Raw genomic sequence first — 23,038 nt, forward strand, 5'->3', positions numbered from 1 at the left:
GAATGGATCGCATGAACTGGAACACCAGGACCGAAAACCGCGCGGGCCGGTTGGCCCGCGCCGCGCAGGCGCTTGGCACGCAGCGCCAGGACAAGCTGGTGGCCACCGAAGCGATTGGCACGCTGCTGGAGGCCGTGCTGGAGCCGGGCGACCGGGTCTGCCTGGAAGGCAACAACCAGAAGCAGGCCGACTTTCTGGCCCGAGCGCTGGTGCAGGTCGACACGGCGCGGGTGCACGGCCTGCACATGGTGCAGTCGGTGCTCGCGCTGCCCGAACACCTGGACTTGTTCGAAAACGGCGTGGCGAGCCGGCTGGACTTCAGCTTCTCGGGGCCGCAGGGCGCGCGCCTGGCCAAGCTGGTGTCGGCCGGGCGCATCGAGATCGGCGCGATCCACACCTACCTGGAGCTTTTCGCGCGCTACTTCGTCGACCTCACGCCACGCGTGGCGTTGGTGGCGGCCCATGCCGCGGACGCGGAGGGGAACCTCTACACCGGCCCCAACACCGAGGACACTCCCGCCATTGTCGAAGCCACCGCTTTTTCCGGCGGCATTGTGATCGCGCAGGTCAACGAGCTGGTGGATGGCCGCACCACCACGCTGCCGCGCATCGACATACCGGCGGACTGGGTGAGCTTCGTGGTGAAAGCGCCGCGCCCCAATTTCATCGAGCCTTTGTTCACGCGCGACCCGGCGCAGATCAGCGAGATTCAGGTGCTGATGGCCATGATGGCGATCAAGGGCATCTACGCCGAATACGGAGTGCAGCGCCTGAACCACGGCATCGGCTTCGACACGGCAGCGATCGAACTGCTGCTGCCGACCTATGCCGAGTCGCTCGGCCTCAAGGGCAAGATCTGCAAGCACTGGGCGCTCAACCCGCATCCCGCGCTGATTCCGGCGATCGAGGCAGGCTGGGTCGAATCGGTGCATTCCTTCGGCTCCGAGCTGGGCATGGAGGACTACATCCGCGCGCGCTCCGACGTGTTCTTCACCGGCCCGGACGGGTCGCTGCGCAGCAACCGCGCGTTCTGCCAGGCCGCAGGGCACTACGCCTGCGACCTCTTCATCGGGTCGACGCTGCAGATCGACCTCGACGGCAACAGCTCGACCGCCACGCTGGGACGCATTGCGGGCTTCGGCGGTGCGCCCAACATGGGCGCCGACGCGCGCGGTCGCCGCCACACGAGCCCGGCCTGGCTCAAGGCGGGCCAGGAAGCGCGCGCGGGCCGCGGCGGCGCGGCCGGCACGCCGCGTGGCCAGAAGCTGGTGGTGCAGATGGTCGAAACCTTCCGCGAGCACATGCAGCCCGCCTTCGTCGACCGGCTGGACGCATGGCAGTTGGCGGAACAGTCGGGCATGGAACTGCCGCCGATCATGATCTACGGCGACGACGTGAGCCACATCCTTACCGAGGAAGGCATCGCCAACCTGCTGTTGTGCCGCAACGATGCAGAGCGCGAGCAGGCGATCCGAGGCGTAGCGGGCTACACGGCGGTCGGGCTGGGGCGCGACAAGCGCGCAGTGGAGAACCTGCGCGACCGCGGCGTGATTCGCCGGCCGGAGGATCTGGGCATCGACCCGCGCGACGCCACGCGCAACCTTCTGGCCGCACGCAGCATGCGCGACATCGTTCGCGCCTCGGGCGGGCTGTACCAGCCGCCCCAACGATTCAGGAACTGGTAGGAAACAACCATCATGAGCATTCCAGCAGGACTCGAAATCCTGGACTTTTCCTTCCCCGGGCAGCGCATCGCGGACACCTTTGCGCCAGTCCTGGTCGGCGTGGTCGGCTCGGGCAACCTCGAGGTGATGCTCGAGAGCGCTGCCGGCGATGACTGCACCGTGCGCATCGAGACCTCGGCGCGCGGCTTCGAACCCATCTGGCGGGCCGTGCTGGCGGACTTCCACGAGCGGCATCCGCTCGGAGGCATCCGCATCTCGATCAATGACATGGGCGCCACCCCCGCAGTGGTGGGCCTGCGGCTCGGCCAGGCCGTGGCCGAACTGCCGGAAGCATCGTCATGAGCCTCAGCTATGCCGAATGCACGGCGCGCGAGCGCCTGGCCCTTCTGCTGGATGCGGGCAGCTTCCACGAGTGGCTGCCGCCGTCCGAGCGGCTGACCAGCCCGCACCTTGCCCAACTGGGTGTGCCCTGTGCTTTCGACGATGGCGTTGCGATCGGCCGCGCCACATTGGCCGGCCGCACGGTTTTCGTTGCCGCGCAGGAGGGCGCCTTCATGGGCGGCGGCGTTGGCGAGGTGCATGGCGCCAAGCTCGTGGGCCTGCTGCAGCGCGCACTGCGCGATCGGCCAACGGCGGTGCTGCTGCTGGCCGAGTCCGGTGGAGTGCGGCTGCACGAAGCCAATGCCGGCCTGATTGCAGTGTCGGAGGTGATGCGTTCGGTGCTCGACGTGCGTGCGGCGGGCATCCCTGTGATCACGCTGATCGGCGGCGCGAACGGTTGCTTCGGCGGCATGGGCATCGTCGCGCGCTGCACCGACTACATCGTGATGAGCGACAGCGGCCGGCTGGCCATGTCCGGCCCCGAGGTGATCGAGGCTTCCTTTGGTGTGGAGGAGTTCGATTCGCGCGACCGCGCCCTGGTGTGGCGTACCACCGGCGGCAAACACCGTTGGCTGACAGGCGATTGCGACGAGCTCGTCGAAGACGATGTGCAGGCCTTCCGCGAGGCGGCCATCTGCGCGCTCTCGGCCGCGAAGCCGGTCACGCCGGCATTGCTGGAGGCCGAACACGCGCTGCTGAGTGCGCGCTTGCGCGATATGCCGCCACCCAGCGATGACCTGGACGACGCAATGGCGCTCTGGCAGCGCCTGGGCGTGGCCGATGCGCAGCGCATTCCCGACATTGACGTGGCCGCCATGCATGCCTTGCGCGTGGCCACGGAGGCACAAAGATGAAATGGAACACGTTGGTCACGCAACTTTTCGGCCCTTTCCACGGCATGCGTGAGGCCGGCGATTTTCTCCAGGGGGAGGTCTTGTTCGAGGGCGAGTTGCTCACGGTCATCGGGACAACGAATCATGCTTCGATCGGCGTTCGGCTCGCGTTGGCGCAAGCCCGCGTGGTGCTTGACACGATCTCGCAGCATCCGGGTCGACCGATCCTGCTGCTCATCGATACCCAGGGCCAGCGGCTGCGCCGACGCGACGAATTGCTCGGTATCAATCGCGCCATGGCACACCTCGGTATGTGCATCGACCTTGCGCGGCGGAATGGGCATCGAGTGATTGGACTGGTGTACGACCAGGCGTTGTCGGGCGGCTTCATCACCTCGGGACTGATCGCCGATGCCTGCGATGCGCTGCCTGAGGCGGAAATCCGTGTCATGCGCATCCCTGCGATGGCACGCGTGACCAAGTTGCCGGAGGCCATGCTCACTGAGCTTTCCGAATCGAATCCTGTGTTTGCGCCCGGTGTCGGCAACTACGTGGCCATGGGCGGAGTGCGCGCCCTCTGGGAGGGCAATCTGCAGGAGGCATTGCGTGCTGCGTTGTCCGAAGCGACAGGTGAGGACCGACGTGCCAGGGATGGCGCCTTGCGCGGCGGCCGCAAGCTCGCCGCCGACGTGGCGCAACGTGTGCTCGATGCTGCCTGAGGTGTTGGCATGAAGCTGCTGCGCCGCCATCGGCTCGCTCACCTGTCCGCCCAGGGCTGGACGCAAGTGCTGGCCCGCCCATGGGACTGCGAGGGCAAGGCGTGCATCGCGCACTGGGCAGAGCGAGGCCTTCCGCTCGTCGTGACACGACAGCACGAGCTTGCGACCGCTCACGAGGAAACTGTCTCGCTCGGCCTTCCCGCGCCAACTCACTGGGGCCGCCGCCGGCTCGGCTTGCAGGTGCCGCGTTCGGCCATCCTGTGCTTCGGTGAATTTCCGCGCGCACACGAGGTGCTGCATTTGCTGCCGCGCGATGCGCGCGCGGCCTGGCACAGGTTGGCGACAGCGTTCGAAATGGAGCGCGTCCAGGTGCGCGCCTACGGCAGCTATGGTTGGCAACAACTCACGGGCTTGCGGTACGTGCACCCGGGATCCGATCTGGACTTGTGGATTGCAGTCGACGATGCACGCCACGCAGACTTCGTGGCTGCCTGTCTGCAGGCCCAGGCACCCGGGCGGTTGCGGCTTGATGGCGAACTTGTCTTTCGCGACGGCAGCGCAGTCAATTGGCGCGAGTGGAGCGCCTGGCGGGCCGGCCATTCGCGCAGCGTGCTGGTGAAGCACGTGTGCGGTGCCCGCCTGGAGACAAACGCCTTCGTGCCCGAAGACAGTCAAGAGATGGGTCTTGCGGCATGAGCACTGCGCTACCTCTCGCCCTCATCTCGACAGCGTTCTCTTCGCCGCCTTCATCGTATGCAATCGGCTGCGCGGCAACGCTGGCGCTGTACGACGAGCTGGCGTTGGCACCGAAGCCAGGACTGGTGTCCTTCGTCGACAACGGCAGTCATGACGACATGGACGCACACACCTTCATGCGAAGCCTCATCGCGCTGCGGCACTACTTCGTGCAGATCGCTGAGTTGGGCCAGGCGCATGCACCTTTCAAGGCACTGGAAGCTTGTGGAATTGCCGCGGAGGCGCGGATGTTGGAGGCGACGGGTGGCGTGAACACACACCGTGGCGCCGTCTTTACCTTGGGCCTGCTCTGTGCCGCTGCCGGCGCGGCGCGGCGCGATGGCGAGCCGGCGCGTCCAGCCGCATTGCGGACTGCATTGCGTCGGCATTGGGGCGATGCGTTGCAGGCCCGCAGCCACCGCATTTCCACTTTGCCAGGCGGCATCGCGGCCCGCCACCATGGATTGCGAAGCGCATCGCAAGAGGCCGCGCTTGGATTTCCGGTGTTGTTCGACACAGCCGTTCCGACACTTTTTCGTTCAGTGCGGCGCGGTCTGAGCCCGGAGCAGGCGCGTGTCGATACATTGTTCGCCGTCATGGCTGTACTGGATGACAGCAACCTGGCGCACCGTGGCGGAATTCAGGGCCTGCGCAACGCACAGCAGGCAGCGCGCGATTTTCTTGCGAAGGGCGGTGCAGCAGGGCAGGGGGGCATGGAAGCCGCACACGCGGTTCACCGTGACTTCGTCGCGCTCCGTCTGTCGCCTGGTGGCGCTGCAGATACCCTGGCCGCAGCGTGCTGGATGCAGCGCATCTGCGGCGTGGCGGAATGAGCTACGCCATCGTCTTTTCGGGCCAGGGCATGCAGCACCCCGACATGCTGCCTTGGCTGGCGAATGATGAAACGGTGCACGCCATGCACCAGTTGCTCGGCATCGACGACTGGAGAGCATGCGTAAAAGATCCCGTCTGGGCAGGGTGCAATGCGAATGCCCAGGTTCTGCTGACAGGCCTGGCGTTGGCTGCGTGGGCCCAGCTTGCCCCATGTCTTCCAGCGCCAGCGGCGGCGGCTGGCTACAGTGTTGGCGAACTGGCGGCGTTCTCGGTCGCTGGCGTTTTCGATGCGAACACGGCCCTTGAGTTGGCGCATCGCCGCGCAGCGCTGATGGACTGTGCTGGTGAGTCGAATTCCACAGGCCTGATGGGTGTCAGCGGGGTGACCGAATCGCTGCTTGGACGGCTGTGCGAGGAATTCGATCTGGCCGTCGCCATAAGAAACGGCATCGACAGCGTTGTGCTCGGGGGCCTGCAAGTCGTGCTGCCGCTCGCAGTCGAAGCGGCGCAACGCCAGGGCGCGCACGCTTTGCTTCTCAACGTGCAGGTGGCATCCCATACGCGGTGGATGGCTGCGGCGGCGCAGGGCTTTGCTGCGCACATTGCGCCGCTGGCGTTTCGTGCTGCCGGAATTCCTCTCTTCAGCGATGCGGCGGGCCGCGTTGCCGAGCCGCCTCAACTCAAGCACGCGTTGGCCAGGCAGATCGATCACGCAGTGCGGTGGGACGAATGCATGGAAAGCATCGCCGGGCGACGAGTGGCATGCGTGATCGAGATTGGTCCAGGGCGGGCACTGGCGCGCATGTGGAGCGGCCGGTACGCCGATACGCCAGCACGCTCCGTAGACGAGTTTCGTAGCGTGGAAGCCATTGCGCGCTACGTTCAGAAATGCATGACAGCGGCTTAGCTCATTCGTACTTCTGCCCGTTGCGTATCAAATCTGGTGTACCGACCACTTCGTTGAGTTCCTCGAAGTCCAGCATCTGCGAGCGCCACGGCTGCGTGGTGCGGTGCTGGTGCAGGCTCGCGTAGTAGCCCTGCAGCGTGTGCACCACCGCGCGCGCCGTGCCGCCCGGAAAGATCGCGATGCGAAAGCCGTGCTTCTGCAGCGCGTCCGCGTCCTGGATCGGCGTCTTGCCGCCTTCGACCATGTTGGCCAGGAGCGGCACCCGGTCGCCGAAGCGCCGGCAGGCCGCGTCCATTTGCTCGGGCGAGCGCAGCGCCTCGATGAAGAGCGCGTCCACGCCGCAGGCGAGGTAGGCCTCGGCGCGGTCGAGCGCGGCCTCTAGGCCTTCGACCGCCACCGCATCGGTGCGCGCGAGGATCAGCGTGTCGCTCGAGGTGCGCACGTCCAGCGCGGCCTTGAGCTTGCCGACCATCTCGCGCTCGGGCACCACGGCCTTGCCGTCGAGGTGGCCGCAGCGCTTGGGAAAGGTCTGGTCTTCGATCTGCACCATCGCCGCGCCCGCGCGCTCGAAGCCGCGCACGGTGCGCTGGGTGTTGAGTGCGTTGCCGAAACCGGTGTCGGCATCGACGATCACCGGCAGGCTCACGCGCTCGGTGATGCGGGCCAGGGTATCGGCCACCTCGGTGTAGGTGGTGAGGCCGACGTCGGAGCGGCCCAGGCGCGTGTAGGCGATGGAGGCGCCCGAGAGGTAGAGCGCCTCGAAACCGGCCCGCTCGGCCACGAGGGCGCTGAGCGCGTCGTACACGCCGGGCGCAAGCACGATGTCGTGGCGCGCGAGCCGGGTCTTGAAGGAAGGGTTCGTCATGGAGACGCTTTCGTCGAATGGATCAATGCAGCGGCGGTGCGCGCCGCGATGTAGCCTCCGGCCACCGCGCTCAGCAGGCCGTTGCCGGAGAGATAACCCCACACCTCATCGCCAGAAACACCGCCCGCCGCGCCACCGGCGGCGAACAGGTTGGCGAAGGGCGTGCCGTCGTGCCGCAGCACGCGCATGTCGGGCGCGGTGTCGAGGCCGCCCTGGGTGTGGAACAGCGCGCCCGTGACCTTCACTGCGAAGTACGGCGCTTCGAGCGCGCGCGCGAACACGCGGCCATCGGGCGGTGGCGTGCTGGCGCGCATGGCGTCGAACGTGCCTTGCAGCGCGGAAGGCTCGCAGCCGATGCAATCCGCCAGCGCAGCCACCGATTCGCAGCGGCGCAACGCGCCCGCCGCTTCAGCCTCGCAGAAGTCGGGGAAGCCCCGCGCCAGTGCGAGCAGCGGCGTGTCGAACACGTTCCAGGCAATGCCGCCCGGTTGTGCGAGCACGTGTACCGCGGCCTCCGAGTAGCCCAGCGTCTCGTCGTGAAAGCGCCGGCCTTCGCAGTTGAGCTGTACGCCGCCTTCCATCATCACGGCCCACGACATCAGGGCCCCTTGCGGCGTGACCCACGAGCCATGGCCCTGGTAGCCTCCGAGGTCGCGCAGACGTGCGCCCAGCGATTGGCCCCACAGGATCGCGCTGCCGTCGTTGCCGGCGTGACCGCCGAAGGTGGCTTCGGCCATCTCGGGCAGCAGCGCGCGGACCATGTCCGCATTGCCGCCGAAGCCATTGCACGCGAGCAGCAGCGCATCGCAGGCCAGCGTTTCGCGGCTGCCATCGGGGCGCAAGTAGTCGGCGCCGATCACGCGGTCTTCGGCATCGAGTACCAATGTATCGACCAACGCTTGCGTCAGCACGGGAATGCCCGCCGCTTCGACGGCCGCTTGCAAGGCCGCCATCAGCGACGCACCGGTTTTCTGCGGCAGCGAATGCATGCGATGTGCGCTGTGACCCGGATAGAGAAAGCCGTCGAGCAGCATCCACTGCAGGCCGTGCCGTTCCTGCAGCGCGTCGAGTGCCGGACCGATGGACGCCGCATAGGCCTCGACCAGCGCAGGCGCGGCGTGGCCATGGGCCTTGGCCTGGATGTCGGCAGCGAAGCGCCCGGCGCTGTCGTCATGCACGCCATGCGCTCGCTGCGCACGAGTGCCGGGCGCGGGGATGAAGCCGGAGGACAGCGCGGTCGATCCGCTCGGCAGCGCGTCGCGCTCCAGCACCACGGAGGCCACACCCGCATCGCTCAGCATCAGTGCGGTCGTGAGCCCGCAGGCACCGCCGCCGACGATGGCCACCGGCACGTGCACTTCGGCCTCGACCTGCGCGGCGCGACGGATGTGGCGCGGAGGCTTTGTCGTCATGCGAGCGATGCGATGAAGGCCGCGCAGTCCGTCACCTCGGCCACGTTGCGCATGTCGGCCAACGAGGTCTGGTGGCGTTCTTCGCCGAAGGCCGCGCACCCATCGGACAGCACCAGCGTGCGATAGTCGCGCATGTGCGCATCGCGCACGGTGCTCGCGACGCCGCCATTGGTGACGATGCCGCAGACCGCCACCGTGTCGATACCGGCGTGGCGCAGCACCCAGTCGAGCTGTGTGTTGAAGAAGGCCGAGTACGCGACCTTGCTCACCGTCACGTCGACCAGCCCGGTCAACGCGTCGACGTTCGCCTGGCCCCAGCTGCCGGGCGCGAAGTCGCCCTTTTTCAGATAAGGGCGCATTGCCTTGAGGTGCGGCGACACCATCGGCTCGCCGGCCGCGTCCGGCCACAGTGTGAACTGGCTTGCGGCCACGAGGCCACCCGCCGCCTTGAGTGCGCGCGCCACCTCGACCACGCGCGCCGGCAGCAGCAGCGCCGGCGGATTGGTGTCGCCGCCGCGCGCATAGGCACCGTTGGCATCGAGAAAGTCATTCTGCAGGTCGATGACGACCAGCGCGGTCTTCGCTGCAACGAATGTCTTGCCTGTGCTCATGACAGCCTCACCAGAAGGTTGCCGTGCGCGTCGACCTCGGCGTGGAATCCGGGTTCGAGCCACACGGTGGTATCGGCCTGTTCGAGGATTGCAGGGCCTTCGATGCGCGCAGCCACTGGCAGTTCGAGCCGCGCGTAGCGCACGGCCTCATGCCACTGGCCGTGGTGGAACACGCGCTGCGTGCCCAGCGGCACGATGCTGCCTCGCCCTTCGGGTGCCAGCACCTTCAGGTCGAACTTCGGTCGCACGCCGATGCGTGCATAGCGCAGGTTCATCACGCGGATCGGGATGCCTTCGAGCACCCGGCCGAATGCGGCGGTGTAGCTGGCCTCGAATGCGACGCGGATCGATGCGGCCGTGATCGGCGCCTTGCCCGCGTCGGCGAGCACCACAGGCAGCGTGTGCGTCTGGCCCGCGTAGAGCATGTCGAGTGCGATGACCTCGCGCACCTCGTCGAAGCGCACGCCCGATGAATCCAGGCGCTGCTGGCAACTCGCGGCCAGCTCGTCGATGCGGCGCTGCAGGTCACCCACATCGAGCTCGGTCAAAGGCTTGTTGAGGGTCTGCACCGCGTCGTGGCGCATGTCGGCGATCACGCAGCCGAGGGCCGAGGTCACGCCGGGATAGCGCGGCACGATGCCGGTCGCGACGCCCACCTCGCGCATCATCGCGCACACATGCAGCGCACCGCCACCGCCGAAAGGCATGTAGGCGAAGCGACGCGGGTCGTGGCCGCGTTCGATGGACACAAGGCGGATCGCGCCCGCCATGCGCGCATTGGCCACGGTGAGGATGGCTTCGGCGGCCGCATGCACGTCCAGGCCGAGTGGCCGGGCGACGTGCTCCACGATCGCCTGGCGCGACTTCTGCGCATCCAGCGCCGCGAGCAGCCCTCCACCCAGCGGGCGATCGGCGGCGATGCGGCCCAGCAGCACGTTCGCATCGGTCACCGTCGGGCGCATGTTGCCTCGCCCGTAGCAGGCCGGCCCCGGCACGCTGCCGGCCGACTCGGGGCCGACCTGCAGCATGCCGCTCGCATCCACCGAGGCGATGGAACCGCCACCGGCGCCGATGGTCTCGATCTGGATCATCGGCGAGCGGATCACCATGCCAAACTCGATCGCGGTCTGCGCGGCCAATGCGGCTTCGCCGTTCGCCACCAGCGACACGTCGAACGAGGTGCCGCCCATGTCGCCGGTGATCGCGTTCGGAAAGCCCGCCGCGCGCGCAATGGCCGCGCAGGCGATCACGCCGGCCGCCGGGCCCGACAGCGCCGTGCGCACCGGCAGGTCGCTCGCGGTCTGCCGCGACATCACGCCGCCGTTGCTCTGCACCACCAGCAGCTCGCCGGCAAAGCCCTGGCCGCGCAGGTCGGATTCGAGCCGCTCGAGGTAGCCGCCCACCACGGGCTGCAGCGCCGCATTGAGCGTGGCGGTCGAGCAGCGCTCGAACTCGCGGATCTCGGGCAGCACTTCGCTGGCCGAGGTGACGTGCGGGTTGGGCCAGAGCGCGCGCACCGCCTCGACGGCCAGGCGCTCGTTCTCGGGGTTCGCGTAGGTGTTGATGAAGAACACGCACACGGCCTCGCAGCCGGCGTCGAGCAGCGAGCGGGCTTCGGCGCGCACCTGGTCCAGATCGACTGCGGTGTGCAGCGTGCCGTCGGCGAGCACGCGCTCGTCGACTTCGCGGCGCAGGTCGCGCGGCACCACCGGTGTGAAGCTGCCACGCAGGCCCCAGGTCTCGGGCCGGTCGCGGCGGCGCATCTCCAGCACGTCGCGAAAACCGCGCGTGGTGATGATGCCGGTGCGCGCCACCTTGCGTTCGAGCAGCGCGTTGGTGCCCACCGTGGTGCCGTGCACGATGGTGGCGATGGCCGCGGCCGAGTCGGCCACGCGCGCCACGCCGTTCATGAAGCCGCGCGCTTCTTCGCCGCGCGTGGAGGGCACCTTGACGATGCGCGCCGTGCCGTTCGCTTCGTCGAGCACGAAGAGGTCGGTGAAGGTGCCGCCGACATCGACGCCGACGACAAGGGATTTACCAGTGGAAGTCATTCGGACGCCTTCTTCTTGCTGCCGCCGGTGGGGGTGCCGGTTGTCACATAGCCCATCGCGCTGTCGGCCTCGCGCTGTTGCGCAGGCCGCTCGGCGGCGCTGCCCCAGCCGCCGCCGCCGGGCGTTTCGAGCCGCACGCGCTCGCCGCGCGTGAGCTGGATGCCGCGCATCTTCGACACCATTGGCGGCGTGTGCCACTCGCCCGCGTTCTCGTAGCTGAACTTGTTGACCGCGCCTTCGCCGCCGCCCGCGATGCCCTTGGGCGGCGAGGTGCCGCGCTCGCCGAAGACGAACACTTCGGCGTCTTTTTCCAGCAGCTCGATTTCGTAGACGGCGCCGAGGCCGCCGCGATGCCGGCCGTCGCCGCCCGAATCGGCGCGCAGCGACCATTCGGTGAAGCGCACCGGGTAGGCGGCTTCGAGAATTTCGAGCGGCGGAATCGTCGCGGTCGAGATCGGCGCATTGCCGTGCGAGAGCCCATCGCCGCCCGAGTGGCCGCCATGGCCGCCGCCAAAGAAGCTGAACATCACCCAGCGCTGGCCTTCGCGGCCCTTGTCGCTGCGGTGGCCCGCGATCGACAGCGCATTGATCGTGCCGTAGGCCTGCGCCACCGCGCGCGTCGGGTCGGCCTGCGCCGCCGCGCTGAAGATCACGTCGATCATGCGCAGGATGGTTTCGGTGTAGCCGCCGACCGGACGCGGGCGCTCGCAGCTGATCACGAGCTTGTCGGGAATGTTGAAGTCCACCGCATCGAGCACGCCGGCATTGGCGGGTACATCGGGGAACAGGTGCTTGAGCGCGACGTAGCAGGCGGCCACCGCCGTGGCGCGCGAGATGTTCACTGGCCCCGCGCATTGTGGCGAGGTGCGCGAGAAGTCGAGCAGCAGCCGGTCGCCGGCCACCGTCATGTCGAGCGCGATGGTCAGCGGCTCGTTCACGATGCCGTCGTTGTCGAGCACGTCCTGGAAGCTGTAGCGCCCGTCGGGCAGCGAGGCGATGTGCGAGCGCATCAGGCGCAGCGCGCGGCTGCGCAGCTCGCCGAGGGCGTTGAGCACCAGGTCGTCGCCATACTCGTCGAGCAAACCGTTCAGCCGCTTCTCGCCGAGCTCCAGCGCGGCGAGCTGTCCGTTCAGGTCGCCCCAGAGGCTGTCGGGCAGGCGCGTGTTGGCCTGCAGGATCGCGAGTACGTCAGCATCGAGCACGCCGCCCTGCACGATGCGCACCGGCGGAATCTGCACGGCCTCCTGCCAGCACTCGGTGGCGGCCGGGTTGTAGTTGCCCGGCACCGCGCCGCCCACGTCGTGCCAGTGCGCAGCCGAGGCCATGTAGCAGTAGAGCTTGCCGTTGCGAAAGAAGGGCTTCACCAGCTTGAAGTCGTTGGCGTGCGTGCCGCCGTCGTAAGCGTCGTTGCTGATCCAGATGTCGCCGTCATTCATGCCGCCGCGCGGCTCGGCTGCCTTGGCGGTGGCGCGCACCGCGAAGGCCATGGCGCCGACGAACACCGGCAGGCCCGACTTGCCCTGCACCAGCGTGTCGCCGCTCGCCGCGTCGTACAGGCCGTGGCAGGCATCGTGCGCCTCGGCAATGATGGGATTGAAGGCGCTGCGGTAGAGCGTGGCGTCCATCTCATCGGCCACCTGTTCGAGACGGCCGCGCAGGACGGCGAGCGTGACGGGGTCGAGGGTTGTGGCGGAAGAAGGATCATGCATCGGGGGCTTTCTTGAAGGCGGGGCGGTCAGAGCGCTGGCGCAACTGGTTCATCAATCCGCCGGCGCGGACCATGTCCATGAGGAATCCGGGCACCGGCTCGCAGGCCAGGCGCCCGCGGCCGGGTGCGACGATCTCGGGAACCGTGGTGTCGAAGGCGATCTGCTCGCCTTCGCTCAAGGTCTCGGCCTCGGCGCAGGTCAGCAGCAGCAGGCCCACGTTGAAGGCATTGCGGAAATACAGGCCGCTGTACGAGGGCGCGATGACCGCCGTCACGCCCAGGTGCACCAGCACGGCGGCGGCCTGCTCGCGCGAGGAGCCGATGCCGAAGTTGGGCCCGGCCACCAGCACGTCGCCGCGCTGCACGCCGGCGGCGAAGTCGGGGCGGATGGCTTCGAGGCAGTGCTTCGCGATGATGTCGATGCCATGCTTCATGGCATGGCCCGGCGCGAGCAGGTCGGTGTCGATGTCGGCGCCCAGGCGCCAGACGCGGTGCGTCGCTTTGGTTGCGCTCATGCAAGCACCTCGCGCGGATCGGTCACGCAGCCGCGCAATGCGGCCGCCGCCACCGTGTAGGGCGAGCCCAGGTAGACCTGTGCAGTCGGCGAGCCCATGCGGCCCTTGAAGTTGCGCGCCGTGGTCGAGATGACGGTGATGTCGTCGCCCATCGGGTCGCCGTAGCCCGAGCAAGCGCCGCAGGCCGTCGGGAAAAGTTCGCCGCCGGCATCCATCAGCACCTGCAGCACGCCTTCCTCGCGCGCCTGCTCCTGGTCGCGCAGGCTGGCGGGCGCCACGATGAGACGGATACCGCTCGCCACCTTGTGGCCGCGCAGCACCTGCGCGGCGGCGCGAAGGTCGTCCAGCTTGGCGCCGGTGCAGGCGCCGATGTAGGCCACGTCGACGCGCGTGCCCACGTACCGGCTCACGCCGTGGGCGTTGGCCGGGCTGTGCGGTGCAGCGATGTACGGTTCGAGCGTGGATGCATCGAAGCGGTGGTCCGTGAGCGCGGCATCGTCGTCGGTGAACCAGGGCGCCATGTCCACTGGCGGCGCGCCGGCCTCGGCCAGGAATTGCGCCGTGGTCGCATCGGGCGCGATCAATCCGGCCTGCGCGCCGAGTTCGGCGCTCATGTTGGAGAGCGTCATGCGCTCCTGCATCGACAGCGCAGCGACCGCAGGCCCGGCGAACTCGACCGCCTGGTAGCGCCCGCCGTTCATGCCGAAGCGGCCGATCATGTGCAGCATCATGTCCTTGGCGGTCACGCCCGCGGGCAGCGCGCCGTCCCACCACATGCGGATGGTCTCGGGCACGCGCAGCCAGATTTCGCCGGTGACCATAACGCCCAGCATCTCGGTGCTGCCGATGCCGAACATGTAGGCGCCGAAAGCGCCGCCCGTGGGCGAGTGCGAGTCGCCCCCCACGCACAGCATGCCGGGTCGGATGTGGCCGTGCTGCGGCACCACCACGTGGCAGATGCCCTGGCTGTCGTACACGTGCGGCAGCTTCTGGTCGCGCGCCCAGTCGCGTGCGATGCGCACGATGCGGCGCGAATCGTCGTCGCGCTCGGGCACGTAATGGTCCATGACGAGCACCACGCGCGAGCGGTCCCAGATCTGCGCGCCGAGCTCTTCCAGCATCGGCTGCAGCCGGCGCGGGCCCGAGGAGTCGTGGAACATCGCCATGTCGACGCCGCAGGTCACGATCTCGCCCACCGACACCCGCTCGCGTCCGCTCGCGCGTGCGATGAGCTTCTGCGCCAGGGTCAGGGCTGGCGCGCGGGTTGGAGCCATCGATGTCATTCCGGCTTGGCTCCCGAGAACTTGACGACCTCGGCCCAGCGCACGATCTCGCTCTGCACGAAGGCCGAGAACTGTTCGGACGAGTTGCCGACCGGAATCGCGCCCTCGGTATCGAGGCGCTGGCGCATGTCGGCCTGCTGCAGCGCATGGCGCGCCGCGTCGCCGATCTGCTTGACGCGGTCGGCAGGCATGCGGGCCGGGCCGAAGAGGCCGAACCACGCGCTCGATTCGTAGCCGGGCAGCGCCTCGGCAATCGCCGGCACATTCGGAAAGGCCGGCAGCCGTTTCGCCGTGGTCACGCCCAGCGCCTTGAGCTTGCCGGCCTGGATGTGCGCTTTGACGTTGCCCACGGCCGCGAACATCAGCTGCACCTGGCCGGCGAGCACGTCCTGCACGGCGGGCGCGGTGCCCTTGTAGGGGATGTTCACGATGTTCACGCCCGATTGCATCTTGAAAGCCTCGCCCGCCATGTGCAGCGACGAGCCCACCGCACCGATCGCGAAGTTGAGCTGGCCCGGCTTTGCCTTGGCGAGCGCAATGAGTTCACGCACGTCCTTCGCAGGCACCGACGGGTGCGCGACGAGGATCGAGGGCGAGGTCGCCACGCAGGTGAGCGCGGTGAAGTCCTTCACCGGGTCGAAGGGCAGCGTCGGGTAGAGCGTGGCGTTGATCGCGTGGCTGGTGAAGCTCATCAGCAGTGTGTTGCCGTCGGGCGCAGCCTTGGCCACCGCATCGGCGGCGATGTTGCCGCCCGCGCCCGGCCGGTTCTCGACGATGACCGTGCGGCCGAGTGCCGGGCCCATGCTGACGGCGAGCGAGCGTGCCAGCGTGTCGGTCGAGCCGCCCGCGGGCGCGCCGACGAGGATGCGCACCGGAGCATTGCCGATCTGTGCAAAGGCACTGCCGGCCCATGCCGCGGCCAGCGACGAGAGGAGGATGTCGCGTCTTTTCATGTGTTGTGTCTCCAGGGAGATGGGGTGCTTTTTTTGAGGGCTCAGAGCCCCAGGTACGCGCGCCGCAGTTCGTCGCTGCCGAGCAACTCGCCGGGCAGGCCCGAGAAGCGCACGCTGCCGTTTTCCAGCACGTAGGCGCGGTCGGCAATTTCGAGCGACTGGCCGACGTTCTGCTCGACCAGCATCACCGCGAGGCCGCCGTCGCGCAATTCCCGGATCAGCGAGAACATCTCTTCGACCAGCAGCGGCGAAAGGCCGAGCGAGGGCTCGTCGAGGATCAGCAGCACCGGCTCGGCCATGAGGCCGCGCGCGATGGCCAGCATCTGCTGCTCGCCGCCGCTCATGGTGCCGGCGTGCTGGTCCATGCGCTCGCGCAGCCGCGGGAAGATGTGGAACGACTTCTCCAGGTTCGCCGCACGGCGCTCGCGTGCCCGCGTGAAGGAGCCGAGCTCCAGGTTCTCGCGCACGCTGAGGTTGGGAAACACCTTGCGGCCTTCGGGCACCTGGATCAGGCCGGCCTTGACGACGTCGCGGTAGTGCGCGCCGCTCAGGTCCTTGCCGTCGAAGCGCACCGTGCCGCCCCAGGCCGGGCAGAGGCCGCAGACCATCTTGTTGAGCGTGGACTTGCCCGCGCCGTTGCTGCCGAGCAGCGCGACCATCTCGCCCGCGTTCACGTGCAGGTCGACGCCGCGCAGCACCTCGAAGCGACCGTAGCCGCCGCGCAGGCCCTGAATATCGAGCAGTGCGCTCATGCTGCAACTCCCGATGCGGCCTTGCGCAGCCGCGCCGCGGTGCCGTGGCCCAGATAGGCTTCGACGACCTTGTCGTCGGAAGTCACCTGCGCCGGGGTGCCCTCTGCGATCAACTGGCCCTGCGCCAGCACCCACACATGCTCGGCCAGGTGCATCACGGCCTGCATGACGTGCTCGATCATCAGCACGGTGACGCCGCTGTCGGCGATGCCGCGCACCACCGGCATCATCTCGGCGATCTCCTGCGGGTTGAGACCGGCGAGCACTTCGTCGAGCAGCAGCAGGCGCGGCCGTGTCGCGAGCGCGCGGGCCAGTTCGAGGCGCTTGCGGCCGGCCACGGTGAGGTCCGAGGCGGGCTTGTCGAGTTGCGGCGCGAGGCCCACGCGCAGCGCAACAGCTTCGGCGTTCTGCAGCGCCTCGGCGCGGCCGCGCACATGCAGGTGCGCGCCGACGGCGATGTTCTCGCGCACGGTCTGCGCGGCGAAGGGCTTCACGATCTGGAAGGTGCGGGTCATGCCGAGCGCGGCGTTGCGGTGCGGCTCGCGGCCGGTGATGTCCTGCCCCGCGAAGCGCACGGTGCCGGTGTCGGGCTTGAGGAAACCGGACATCAGCGCGAACAGCGTGGTCTTGCCCGCGCCGTTCGGGCCGATCAGCGCGCTCAGGCTGCCCTCGCGCACCGAGAGGCTCACGTTCTGCACGGCCTTCAGGCCGCCGAAGGAGCGCGAGAGGCCATCGATGGCCAGCAGGGCTTCAGTCATTGCGGTCTCCCTTCGCCTTCCACAGCTGCCGTACCGACAGCCCGATGCCCGCGATGCCGCGTGGCACGAAGATGACGATGAGCACCAGCACCGTGCCGTAGATCACCATGTTGATGCCGGGCAGTTCGCCGAAGAGGTTGCGCGTGAAGTCCGACAGCAGGTGCAGCACGACGGCGCCGAGCACCGGCCCCCACATCGTGCCCATGCCGCCCACGATGGCCGCGACCAGCGCCTCGATCGACACGGCCGGGCCGTAGGCGATCCCGGCATCGATGTACTGGAACACCTGCACGTAGAACGCACCGGCCGCGCCCATGAAGGCTGCCGACAGACCGATGGCCGCCAGCTTGACGCGGAACGGATTGACGCCGACGGCGCGCGCCGCATCCTCGTTGTCGCGCACCGCCTGCAGGTAGGCGCCGAAGCGGCCGTTGCGCAGCCACCAGGTCACGAGCAGCGCGGCGACGACCATCGCGAGCACCACCCAGAGGTAGCCAGCGCGCGTCGAGAACTGCAGGTTGGCCACCGACTCGCGCAGCGGCACCATGAGCCCGACGCCGCCACCGGTGAAGTCGACCGACAGTGCAAGGATGCGGAACACCTCGGCAAAGGCCAGCGTGACAAGCGCGAAATACGAGCCCTTGAGGCCGTAGCGGAAGGTGAGGGCGCCCATGAAGAGGCCGACGAGTGCGGCACCGATCACCGCGAGCGGCAGCGCGGCCCAGGCGTTGATGCCGCCCTGCAGCTGCGCGATCGCCTGGATGTACGCACCGGTGCCGAAGAACAGCGCATGCCCGAACGAGAACTGCCCGCCGAAGCCGCCGAGGATGTTCCAGGCCTGTGCGATGAGCGTGGCGTAGAGCGCCATCATCACGAAGTTGAGCGTGACGCCCGAGGTGGTGACGAACGGCACGCAGCCGACCAGCACGGCAAAGAGCGCAATGCCCGCGAGTTGCTTCAGGCCCGCGCTCATGCCTTGGCTCCGAACATGCCCTGTGGCCTGAAGAGCACCACGCCGATGAAGATCGCGAAGATGCCGATCTGGCCGAGCGATTCCCCGAGGTACAGCCCGCCGAGCGACTCGACCACGCCGACGAGGAAGCCACCGATCAGCGCCCCGACGAAACTGCCCATGCCGCCGAGCACGACGATGGTGAAGGCCACGAGCACGAAGCCGCCGCCGACCTGTGGGTTGACGTAGTAGGCCGGCAGCAGGAAGCACGCGGCCGCCCCGAGGCACGCGAGGCCGATTCCGAAGCTCATCGCGTAGACATGGTCGACGTCGATGCCCATGAGCTTGGCGCCCTCTTTCTCCTTGGCGACGGCGCGGATCGCGCGGCCGAGGTCGGTGCGGCCCATGATCCAGAACAGGATGCCCGAGACGACCAGCGCACCCGCGAAGGCGACGAGCTTGGGCACGGCGATCATCGCGGGGCCGATGGCGACGGTGCTCAGCGAGTAGGCGGTGTCGATGTTGCGCGTGTCGGACTTGAAGAACAGCAGCGCGAGGTTCTCCATGACGATGGCGATGCCGAGCGTGGCGAGCAGGATGTTCTCGTCCTTGCCGTGACCCGCGCGGTTGATGACCACGCGCTGCAGCGCGTAGCCGAGCGCGAACATGCCGAGCACCACGATGGGCAACGCAAGGTAGGGGTCGACGCCCAGGCGCTCCTTGAGGAAGTACACCGCGTACAGCGCCAGCATCAGGCTGGCGCCGTGCGCGAAGTTGATGATGTGCAGGACGCCGTAGATCAGCGTAAGCCCCAGCGCGATCAGTGCGTACACCGCGCCCGTCGTCAGCCCGTTCAGGACCGACGGGAAAAGAATGCCGAAATCGAACATCCTGCCTTCCGATCAGGCAGCGCGCAGCGGGAACACCGGCTCGACCTCGCGATAGTCGCGCGGAATGATGACCTTGATGTCGTTCTTCACCACCTGCGTCATGAGCGGCTGCGCGCCTTCGTTCTGGCCGTTGACGAACTTCGTGGGGCCATAGGGCATGAAGTGGTTGCCGAAGGTGCTCTTCTCGAGCGCGTCGACGATTGCGGCACGCTCCGTCGACTTGGCGCGCTCCAGCGCATCGGCCAGCAGCCACATCGCGGTGTAGGTCATGAAGACCTCGTAGCTGAAGAACTGGCCCTTGGCCTCGACGCGCTTGCGCAGGTCCTGCGCGCGCTTGTCCTTCGGGTTGAACCAGTGGTTGCAGTCGATGATGCCGTTGGCCGCATCCGGAAATTCCTTCACGAACTTGTAGCTCGATGCCGCGCCGCCCAGCACCGAGAAGATCGCCTTGGGCACCACCTTCTGCTGCTGCATGGTACGCACCAGCAGCGCGTATTCGTTGTAGTAGTTGGCCGGGATCACGATGTCGGGGTTGATCGACTTCATGCGCAGCACGATGTTGTTGAAGTCGCGCGTGGGGTTGGCGTGCTTCACCACCTCCCTCACCTCGAAGCCGTAGCCCGGCAGCTCGCGCGAGAGCAGCTGTGCGGTGCCGGCGCCGAACAGCGACTCTTCGTGGATGATCATCACGGTCCTGGCCGGGTTGCCCGCGGCCTTGTTGAGCACCAGCAGGTTGGCCATGGCCACCTCGGTCGACTTCTTGTAGCCCGGGCCGAAGCGGAAGGTGTTCTTCAGGCCGCGCTCCACGATCTGGTCGGCCACGCCCACGTCCACCACGTGCGGCAGGTTGTACTTGGCCGCGGCCTGCGTGGTTGCGAGGCAGATGGCCGAGGCATAGGCGCCGACGATGGCCGAGACGCCGGCCTCGTTCATCTTCTCGACCTCGGCCGAGCCGGCCTGCGGCTGCGATTGCGCATCGCCCAGCAGGGCCTCCAGCTTCGCGCCGCCGAGCGACTTGATGCCGCCCGCGGCGTTGATGTCCTCGATGGCCATCAGCGCGCCGAGCCGGCATTGCTGGCCCGAATAGGCCAGTGCCCCGGTGACCGGATGCAGCACGCCGACCTTGACGGTCCTGGGCTGCGCCCCTGCCACGAGCGGGAAGGCAACGGCAGTCGCCAGGGCGGCGGACTGCGACACGAAACGGCGGCGGTTCTGCATGGTGGGGCTTTCCTTTTCTCTTCAGTTGAACTGGGCTGACACGTCTTTGCTGACCCACACCTTCGCGTCGATGCTGCCCACGCGGGAGAGCTGCATCTCGTAGGTGTAGCGATCGGGGCGATAGAGGCCGTGCAGCCATTGCACGGGCCGCTCGTCTTCGTCGTAGATCAGGCGGCGCACCGCGAGCAGGGCCGAGCCGACCGAGACATGAAGGTGCTGTGCAAGAACGTTGTCGGCCAGGCGCGCGGAGATGGTCTGATGCGCGCGGCCCACCTTGACGCCCGACTCCTCGAGCAGCACGAGGATGGGCTTCTTCGACAGCTCGCGGCGGCCGAAGCGGCGCGCGATCGTGTCGGGCACGTAGGTGGTGATGTGCGAGAGCGGGCCCTCCTTGGTGGAACGCACGCGTACGGCTTTCTGCACCGGGTCGCCGAGCTGCAGCTGCAGCGCCTCGGCCACCTGGGTGGAGGCGGTGATGGTCGCGACCTCGATGACCTTGACCGAGGTGTGCAGGCCCATGGTGACCAGGTTCTCGAGCAGGCCGCGCAGATTGGCGCGTTCCATGCCCTTGGTGCCGGGGCTCTCACCGCTGACCGGCGGTGGCAGGGCACGCGTGCGGCGGCCGGGGTTGCGCGCGATCAGGCCTTCGGAAGACAGCTGTTCGAGTGCGCGGCGCACCGTGACGCGCGCCACACCGAATTGCGCCATGAGCGCGAGCTCGCCGGGCAGGCCCTCCGCGAAACGCCCTTCGTGCAACTGTTCACGCAGGACCAAGTAGATCTGGTGATATTTGGGCAAAGGCATTTGCGACATGCCTTTGATGTTTTTGCAGTTTCAATGTTCTGTCAATGGGACATTTGAGATCGAGATGGGTCTCGGGCCAGACTGGTGGAATCGCGCACCGTCGATGCGGCGTTTCAGACCCTCGACGAAGCGGGGGCATCGAACAGGGTGGGGGAGGCAGGCACCGGGCAAGCGTCGGCCCCCCGCCCGCATCAGAAGGCGCGCGATGCCCGAGTCTCGGACGGCCGCTCGCCGAAGCGGGCGCGGTATTGCGCCGCGAAGTGGCCCAAATGAAGAAAGCCGTACTTCTGCGCCACCTCTCGCACGCCGACTGCGACGACGCCGGCCGATGCCAGCAACTCGGCCCGCGCCCGGTCGAGCCTGATCTCGCGCAGAAACTCCATCGGCCCCTGGCCCGCGTGCTGGCGAAACGCCAGCTGCAGCGCGCGCGCACTGCAGCCGACTTCGCGGCAGACGTCGGCCAGCGACAGCGGCTCATCGGCATGGGCTGCCATGTATTCCTGCGCCCTGCGGACCACGCGCGGCAGCAGGCTGCGCTGCGCTTCGCCGGCCAGGGCGCGCGAATGGTTGTGCCCCGCCGACATCAGCAGGCTCGCCATCAGGTACGCCTCGGCATGCTCGGCCAAAGGGCCGCCGGCCTGCAGCGTGTTGCCGGCGTCGAGCGTGAGCCGCAGATAGTCGATGAAATGCACCACCGGCGCCAGCGCGGGGTTGTCCAGCGGCACGCCCAGATCGAACACCAGGGCCTGCCTGACGGGGGCCTGCAGCAGCGACTCGAGCCGCGAGAGCAGCGCCGAGCGCGCCAGCCGGACGATCAGGTGCGGGCTGTCGTCGGCCCAGCGCATCGACAGCGGTTCGGTGGGCGAGGGCAGCGATGCGAGACGGGGCGTCGCTTCCACGTGCTGCGCGCCGCAGTGGATCTCGGCGCCGCCGCGCAACGGGATCTGCAACAGGAAGAAATCCTGCAGGTAGCCGGGGTCGATCTGCACGCCGGGGCCGTACTGCACGTAATTGAGGCTCACGTCCCGATGCAGCCGCGCGCTGTGGTGGCAGGCGTCGAGTTCGGTGCGGGGTCGCAGCATGACCAGGCCGTGCGGACAGAACACGCGGGCCACGCTTTCACGGGCCTCGTCCATGTCGTGGCTCTCGAAAAGCCGGTAGCGCTGCAGCGGCAGCGGTGGGGTCGTGACGGTTTCCATGGGGCGCAGTCACCCTAGCAAAAACCATCCCCACCCACAATTCGGATCACCCCTCGACAAAAACCTGCGCGCCAGGGACAGGGCCTGCGTTTGCGGGATTCGCCGAACGCCTGCTTGCTCATAACGTTCGCCCCACAGGCCAGCCGGCCTGCCCGATCAACCGAGGAGAGCAAGCGTCATGTTCAAGGGACTCGAAGGCAGGAGCGCCATCGTCACCGGTGGCTCCACACTGATAGGCGCCGGCGTGGTGCGCGCGCTGCACGCGGCCGGCGTGAAGGTCGTTGTCGCCGATATCGATGCCGTCAACGGCCAGGCACTGGCCGATTCACTCGGCTCCGGCGTGCGCTTCGTGCGCACCGACATCACCGACGACGCGCAAGTGCAGGCCTGCGTGGCGCAGGCGGCCGCGCAGCACGGCGGCGTGCACTTTCTCGTGAACCTTGCGTGCTCGTATGTGGACGACGGCTTCAAGTCACCGCGCGCCGACTGGCTCACTTCGTTCAACGTGAACGTGGCGAGCGCGGTGGCGATGCTGCAGGCGGTGCACCCGCACATGGTGGCGGCCGGCGGCGGGGCGGTGGTCAATTTCACGAGCATCTCGTCGCGCGTGGCGCAGACGGGGCGCTGGCTCTATCCGGTGAGCAAGGCCGCCATGGCGCAGCTCACCCGCAACATGGCGATGGACCTGGCGCCGGATGGCATCCGCGTGAACAGCGTGTCGCCGGGCTGGACATGGTCGGCGGTGATGGACCGCCTCAGCGGCGGTGACCGCGCCAAGACCGACCGCGTGGCCGCGCCTTTCCATCTGCTCGGGCGAGTCGGCGATCCGGACGAGGTGGCGCAGGTCGTGCTGTTCCTCTGCTCGGACCACGCGAGCTTCGTGACCGGCGCCGACTACGCGGTGGACGGCGGCTATGCCGCCATGGGCCCCGAGCAGGCCGTGCCCGCCATTCCCAAGTTGATGGACTAGCTC

The 23,038-nt window shown here is 68.0% G+C and carries 23 protein-coding genes; 8 read left to right on the top strand and 15 right to left on the bottom strand.

The genetic code is table 11. The features are described 5' to 3' along the window. The first annotated feature begins 2 nt into the window (after positions 1-2). Genes mdcA through ACZYSP_RS17305 form a run of 7 tightly spaced genes read left to right on the top strand, consistent with a single transcriptional unit; the run spans position 3 to position 6,094 of the window. A complete protein-coding gene (gene mdcA / locus ACZYSP_RS17275) occupies positions 3-1,685 on the top strand; it encodes a malonate decarboxylase subunit alpha (protein ID WP_093078234.1) in 1,683 nt (560 codons plus the stop codon). 12 nt (positions 1,686-1,697) lie between these two features. Continuing rightward, positions 1,698-2,027 (top strand): malonate decarboxylase acyl carrier protein, encoded by a 330-nt coding sequence (mdcC, locus tag ACZYSP_RS17280; protein ID WP_371258829.1) that lies wholly within the window; start codon positions 1,698-1,700, stop codon positions 2,025-2,027. After that, positions 2,024-2,920 (top strand): biotin-independent malonate decarboxylase subunit beta, encoded by an 897-nt coding sequence (locus ACZYSP_RS17285; protein ID WP_093078237.1) that lies wholly within the window; start codon positions 2,024-2,026, stop codon positions 2,918-2,920. Before mdcC ends, ACZYSP_RS17285 begins: the two co-directional genes overlap by 4 nt. Further along, a complete protein-coding gene (locus ACZYSP_RS17290; protein ID WP_093078238.1) occupies positions 2,917-3,618 on the top strand; it encodes a biotin-independent malonate decarboxylase subunit gamma in 702 nt (233 codons plus the stop codon). Before ACZYSP_RS17285 ends, ACZYSP_RS17290 begins: the two co-directional genes overlap by 4 nt. Positions 3,619-3,627: 9 nt before the next feature. Further along, positions 3,628-4,314 (top strand): malonate decarboxylase holo-[acyl-carrier-protein] synthase, encoded by a 687-nt coding sequence (gene mdcG / locus ACZYSP_RS17295; protein WP_093078240.1) that lies wholly within the window; start codon positions 3,628-3,630, stop codon positions 4,312-4,314. Next, the gene (mdcB, locus tag ACZYSP_RS17300) at positions 4,311-5,186 is read left to right on the top strand and encodes a triphosphoribosyl-dephospho-CoA synthase MdcB (protein ID WP_489015470.1); all 876 of its coding nucleotides are present in this window, start codon (positions 4,311-4,313) and stop codon (positions 5,184-5,186) included. Before mdcG ends, mdcB begins: the two co-directional genes overlap by 4 nt. Then, positions 5,183-6,094 carry an acyltransferase domain-containing protein gene (locus ACZYSP_RS17305; protein WP_489015472.1) on the top strand — a complete coding sequence of 304 codons (912 nt, stop codon included), beginning with the start codon at positions 5,183-5,185 and terminating at the stop codon, positions 6,092-6,094. Before mdcB ends, ACZYSP_RS17305 begins: the two co-directional genes overlap by 4 nt. Position 6,095: 1 nt before the next feature. On the opposite strand, the gene ACZYSP_RS17310 is transcribed toward ACZYSP_RS17305, so the two are convergent. The 15 genes from ACZYSP_RS17310 to ACZYSP_RS17380 form a co-directional block, all read right to left on the bottom strand. Continuing rightward, positions 6,096-6,959, bottom strand: coding sequence for an isocitrate lyase/PEP mutase family protein (locus ACZYSP_RS17310; protein ID WP_489015474.1), 864 nt, complete (start codon positions 6,957-6,959; stop codon positions 6,096-6,098). Continuing rightward, complete coding sequence (locus ACZYSP_RS17315; RefSeq protein ID WP_489015476.1) at positions 6,956-8,371, bottom strand: FAD-dependent oxidoreductase; 1,416 nt, start codon at positions 8,369-8,371, stop codon at positions 6,956-6,958. Before ACZYSP_RS17315 ends, ACZYSP_RS17310 begins: the two co-directional genes overlap by 4 nt. Next, positions 8,368-8,982, bottom strand: coding sequence for a cysteine hydrolase family protein (locus ACZYSP_RS17320; RefSeq protein ID WP_489015478.1), 615 nt, complete (start codon positions 8,980-8,982; stop codon positions 8,368-8,370). The genes ACZYSP_RS17315 and ACZYSP_RS17320 overlap by 4 nt, the downstream gene beginning before the upstream one ends. Beyond that, complete coding sequence (locus ACZYSP_RS17325) at positions 8,979-11,033, bottom strand: hydantoinase/oxoprolinase family protein (protein WP_093078247.1); 2,055 nt, start codon at positions 11,031-11,033, stop codon at positions 8,979-8,981. The genes ACZYSP_RS17320 and ACZYSP_RS17325 overlap by 4 nt, the downstream gene beginning before the upstream one ends. Further along, the gene (locus ACZYSP_RS17330) at positions 11,030-12,742 is read right to left on the bottom strand and encodes a hydantoinase B/oxoprolinase family protein (protein WP_489015480.1); all 1,713 of its coding nucleotides are present in this window, start codon (positions 12,740-12,742) and stop codon (positions 11,030-11,032) included. The genes ACZYSP_RS17325 and ACZYSP_RS17330 overlap by 4 nt, the downstream gene beginning before the upstream one ends. Next, positions 12,735-13,256 carry a LeuD/DmdB family oxidoreductase small subunit gene (locus ACZYSP_RS17335; protein WP_093078250.1) on the bottom strand — a complete coding sequence of 174 codons (522 nt, stop codon included), beginning with the start codon at positions 13,254-13,256 and terminating at the stop codon, positions 12,735-12,737. The genes ACZYSP_RS17330 and ACZYSP_RS17335 overlap by 8 nt, the downstream gene beginning before the upstream one ends. Further along, positions 13,253-14,539: a 3-isopropylmalate dehydratase large subunit gene (locus ACZYSP_RS17340; RefSeq protein WP_093078251.1), complete on the bottom strand. Its 1,287-nt coding sequence runs from the start codon at positions 14,537-14,539 to the stop codon at positions 13,253-13,255. Before ACZYSP_RS17340 ends, ACZYSP_RS17335 begins: the two co-directional genes overlap by 4 nt. After that, complete coding sequence (locus ACZYSP_RS17345; RefSeq protein WP_093058993.1) at positions 14,536-15,492, bottom strand: tripartite tricarboxylate transporter substrate binding protein; 957 nt, start codon at positions 15,490-15,492, stop codon at positions 14,536-14,538. The genes ACZYSP_RS17340 and ACZYSP_RS17345 overlap by 4 nt, the downstream gene beginning before the upstream one ends. A gap of 41 nt (positions 15,493-15,533) precedes the next feature. Further along, positions 15,534-16,244, bottom strand: a complete 711-nt coding sequence (locus ACZYSP_RS17350; protein WP_489015483.1) for an ABC transporter ATP-binding protein — start codon at positions 16,242-16,244, stop codon at positions 15,534-15,536. Then, the gene (locus tag ACZYSP_RS17355) at positions 16,241-17,002 is read right to left on the bottom strand and encodes an ABC transporter ATP-binding protein (RefSeq protein ID WP_489015485.1); all 762 of its coding nucleotides are present in this window, start codon (positions 17,000-17,002) and stop codon (positions 16,241-16,243) included. The genes ACZYSP_RS17350 and ACZYSP_RS17355 overlap by 4 nt, the downstream gene beginning before the upstream one ends. Further along, entirely contained in the window at positions 16,995-17,975 is a 981-nt protein-coding gene (locus tag ACZYSP_RS17360; RefSeq protein ID WP_093058990.1) for a branched-chain amino acid ABC transporter permease, read from the bottom strand. The genes ACZYSP_RS17355 and ACZYSP_RS17360 overlap by 8 nt, the downstream gene beginning before the upstream one ends. Continuing rightward, positions 17,972-18,844 carry a branched-chain amino acid ABC transporter permease gene (locus ACZYSP_RS17365; RefSeq protein ID WP_093058989.1) on the bottom strand — a complete coding sequence of 291 codons (873 nt, stop codon included), beginning with the start codon at positions 18,842-18,844 and terminating at the stop codon, positions 17,972-17,974. Before ACZYSP_RS17365 ends, ACZYSP_RS17360 begins: the two co-directional genes overlap by 4 nt. Positions 18,845-18,856: 12 nt before the next feature. Further along, positions 18,857-20,062 (bottom strand): ABC transporter substrate-binding protein, encoded by a 1,206-nt coding sequence (locus ACZYSP_RS17370; RefSeq protein WP_093078259.1) that lies wholly within the window; start codon positions 20,060-20,062, stop codon positions 18,857-18,859. 21 nt (positions 20,063-20,083) lie between these two features. Further along, on the bottom strand, positions 20,084-20,866 hold the full coding sequence (locus tag ACZYSP_RS17375; protein ID WP_489015488.1) for a GntR family transcriptional regulator: 783 nt from the start codon (positions 20,864-20,866) through the stop codon (positions 20,084-20,086). Between the two features lie 191 nt (positions 20,867-21,057). After that, positions 21,058-22,065, bottom strand: coding sequence for an AraC family transcriptional regulator (locus tag ACZYSP_RS17380; protein WP_489015490.1), 1,008 nt, complete (start codon positions 22,063-22,065; stop codon positions 21,058-21,060). 178 nt (positions 22,066-22,243) lie between these two features. Here ACZYSP_RS17380 and ACZYSP_RS17385 point away from each other — a divergent pair, with 178 nt between their 5' ends. Further along, on the top strand, positions 22,244-23,035 hold the full coding sequence (locus ACZYSP_RS17385) for an SDR family oxidoreductase (RefSeq protein ID WP_489015492.1): 792 nt from the start codon (positions 22,244-22,246) through the stop codon (positions 23,033-23,035). Positions 23,036-23,038: the final 3 nt, after the last annotated feature.

Source organism: Variovorax sp. F042, from assembly GCF_057814215.1.

Excerpts from the sequence above, each read along its gene's own strand:
- mdcA (WP_093078234.1), top strand. The coding sequence starts at position 3 with ATGGATCGCATGAACTGGAACACCAGGACCGAAAACCGCGCGGGCCGG.
- mdcC (WP_371258829.1), top strand. The coding sequence starts at position 1,698 with ATGAGCATTCCAGCAGGACTCGAAATCCTGGACTTTTCCTTCCCCGGG.
- ACZYSP_RS17285 (WP_093078237.1), top strand. The coding sequence starts at position 2,024 with ATGAGCCTCAGCTATGCCGAATGCACGGCGCGCGAGCGCCTGGCCCTT.
- ACZYSP_RS17290 (WP_093078238.1), top strand. The coding sequence starts at position 2,917 with ATGAAATGGAACACGTTGGTCACGCAACTTTTCGGCCCTTTCCACGGC.
- mdcG (WP_093078240.1), top strand. The coding sequence starts at position 3,628 with ATGAAGCTGCTGCGCCGCCATCGGCTCGCTCACCTGTCCGCCCAGGGC.
- mdcB (WP_489015470.1), top strand. The coding sequence starts at position 4,311 with ATGAGCACTGCGCTACCTCTCGCCCTCATCTCGACAGCGTTCTCTTCG.
- ACZYSP_RS17305 (WP_489015472.1), top strand. The coding sequence starts at position 5,183 with ATGAGCTACGCCATCGTCTTTTCGGGCCAGGGCATGCAGCACCCCGAC.
- ACZYSP_RS17310 (WP_489015474.1), bottom strand. The coding sequence starts at position 6,959 with ATGACGAACCCTTCCTTCAAGACCCGGCTCGCGCGCCACGACATCGTG.
- ACZYSP_RS17315 (WP_489015476.1), bottom strand. The coding sequence starts at position 8,371 with ATGACGACAAAGCCTCCGCGCCACATCCGTCGCGCCGCGCAGGTCGAG.
- ACZYSP_RS17320 (WP_489015478.1), bottom strand. The coding sequence starts at position 8,982 with ATGAGCACAGGCAAGACATTCGTTGCAGCGAAGACCGCGCTGGTCGTC.
- ACZYSP_RS17325 (WP_093078247.1), bottom strand. The coding sequence starts at position 11,033 with ATGACTTCCACTGGTAAATCCCTTGTCGTCGGCGTCGATGTCGGCGGC.
- ACZYSP_RS17330 (WP_489015480.1), bottom strand. The coding sequence starts at position 12,742 with ATGCATGATCCTTCTTCCGCCACAACCCTCGACCCCGTCACGCTCGCC.
- ACZYSP_RS17335 (WP_093078250.1), bottom strand. The coding sequence starts at position 13,256 with ATGAGCGCAACCAAAGCGACGCACCGCGTCTGGCGCCTGGGCGCCGAC.
- ACZYSP_RS17340 (WP_093078251.1), bottom strand. The coding sequence starts at position 14,539 with ATGACATCGATGGCTCCAACCCGCGCGCCAGCCCTGACCCTGGCGCAG.
- ACZYSP_RS17345 (WP_093058993.1), bottom strand. The coding sequence starts at position 15,492 with ATGAAAAGACGCGACATCCTCCTCTCGTCGCTGGCCGCGGCATGGGCC.
- ACZYSP_RS17350 (WP_489015483.1), bottom strand. The coding sequence starts at position 16,244 with ATGAGCGCACTGCTCGATATTCAGGGCCTGCGCGGCGGCTACGGTCGC.
- ACZYSP_RS17355 (WP_489015485.1), bottom strand. The coding sequence starts at position 17,002 with ATGACTGAAGCCCTGCTGGCCATCGATGGCCTCTCGCGCTCCTTCGGC.
- ACZYSP_RS17360 (WP_093058990.1), bottom strand. The coding sequence starts at position 17,975 with ATGAGCGCGGGCCTGAAGCAACTCGCGGGCATTGCGCTCTTTGCCGTG.
- ACZYSP_RS17365 (WP_093058989.1), bottom strand. The coding sequence starts at position 18,844 with ATGTTCGATTTCGGCATTCTTTTCCCGTCGGTCCTGAACGGGCTGACG.
- ACZYSP_RS17370 (WP_093078259.1), bottom strand. The coding sequence starts at position 20,062 with ATGCAGAACCGCCGCCGTTTCGTGTCGCAGTCCGCCGCCCTGGCGACT.
- ACZYSP_RS17375 (WP_489015488.1), bottom strand. The coding sequence starts at position 20,866 with ATGCCTTTGCCCAAATATCACCAGATCTACTTGGTCCTGCGTGAACAG.
- ACZYSP_RS17380 (WP_489015490.1), bottom strand. The coding sequence starts at position 22,065 with ATGGAAACCGTCACGACCCCACCGCTGCCGCTGCAGCGCTACCGGCTT.
- ACZYSP_RS17385 (WP_489015492.1), top strand. The coding sequence starts at position 22,244 with ATGTTCAAGGGACTCGAAGGCAGGAGCGCCATCGTCACCGGTGGCTCC.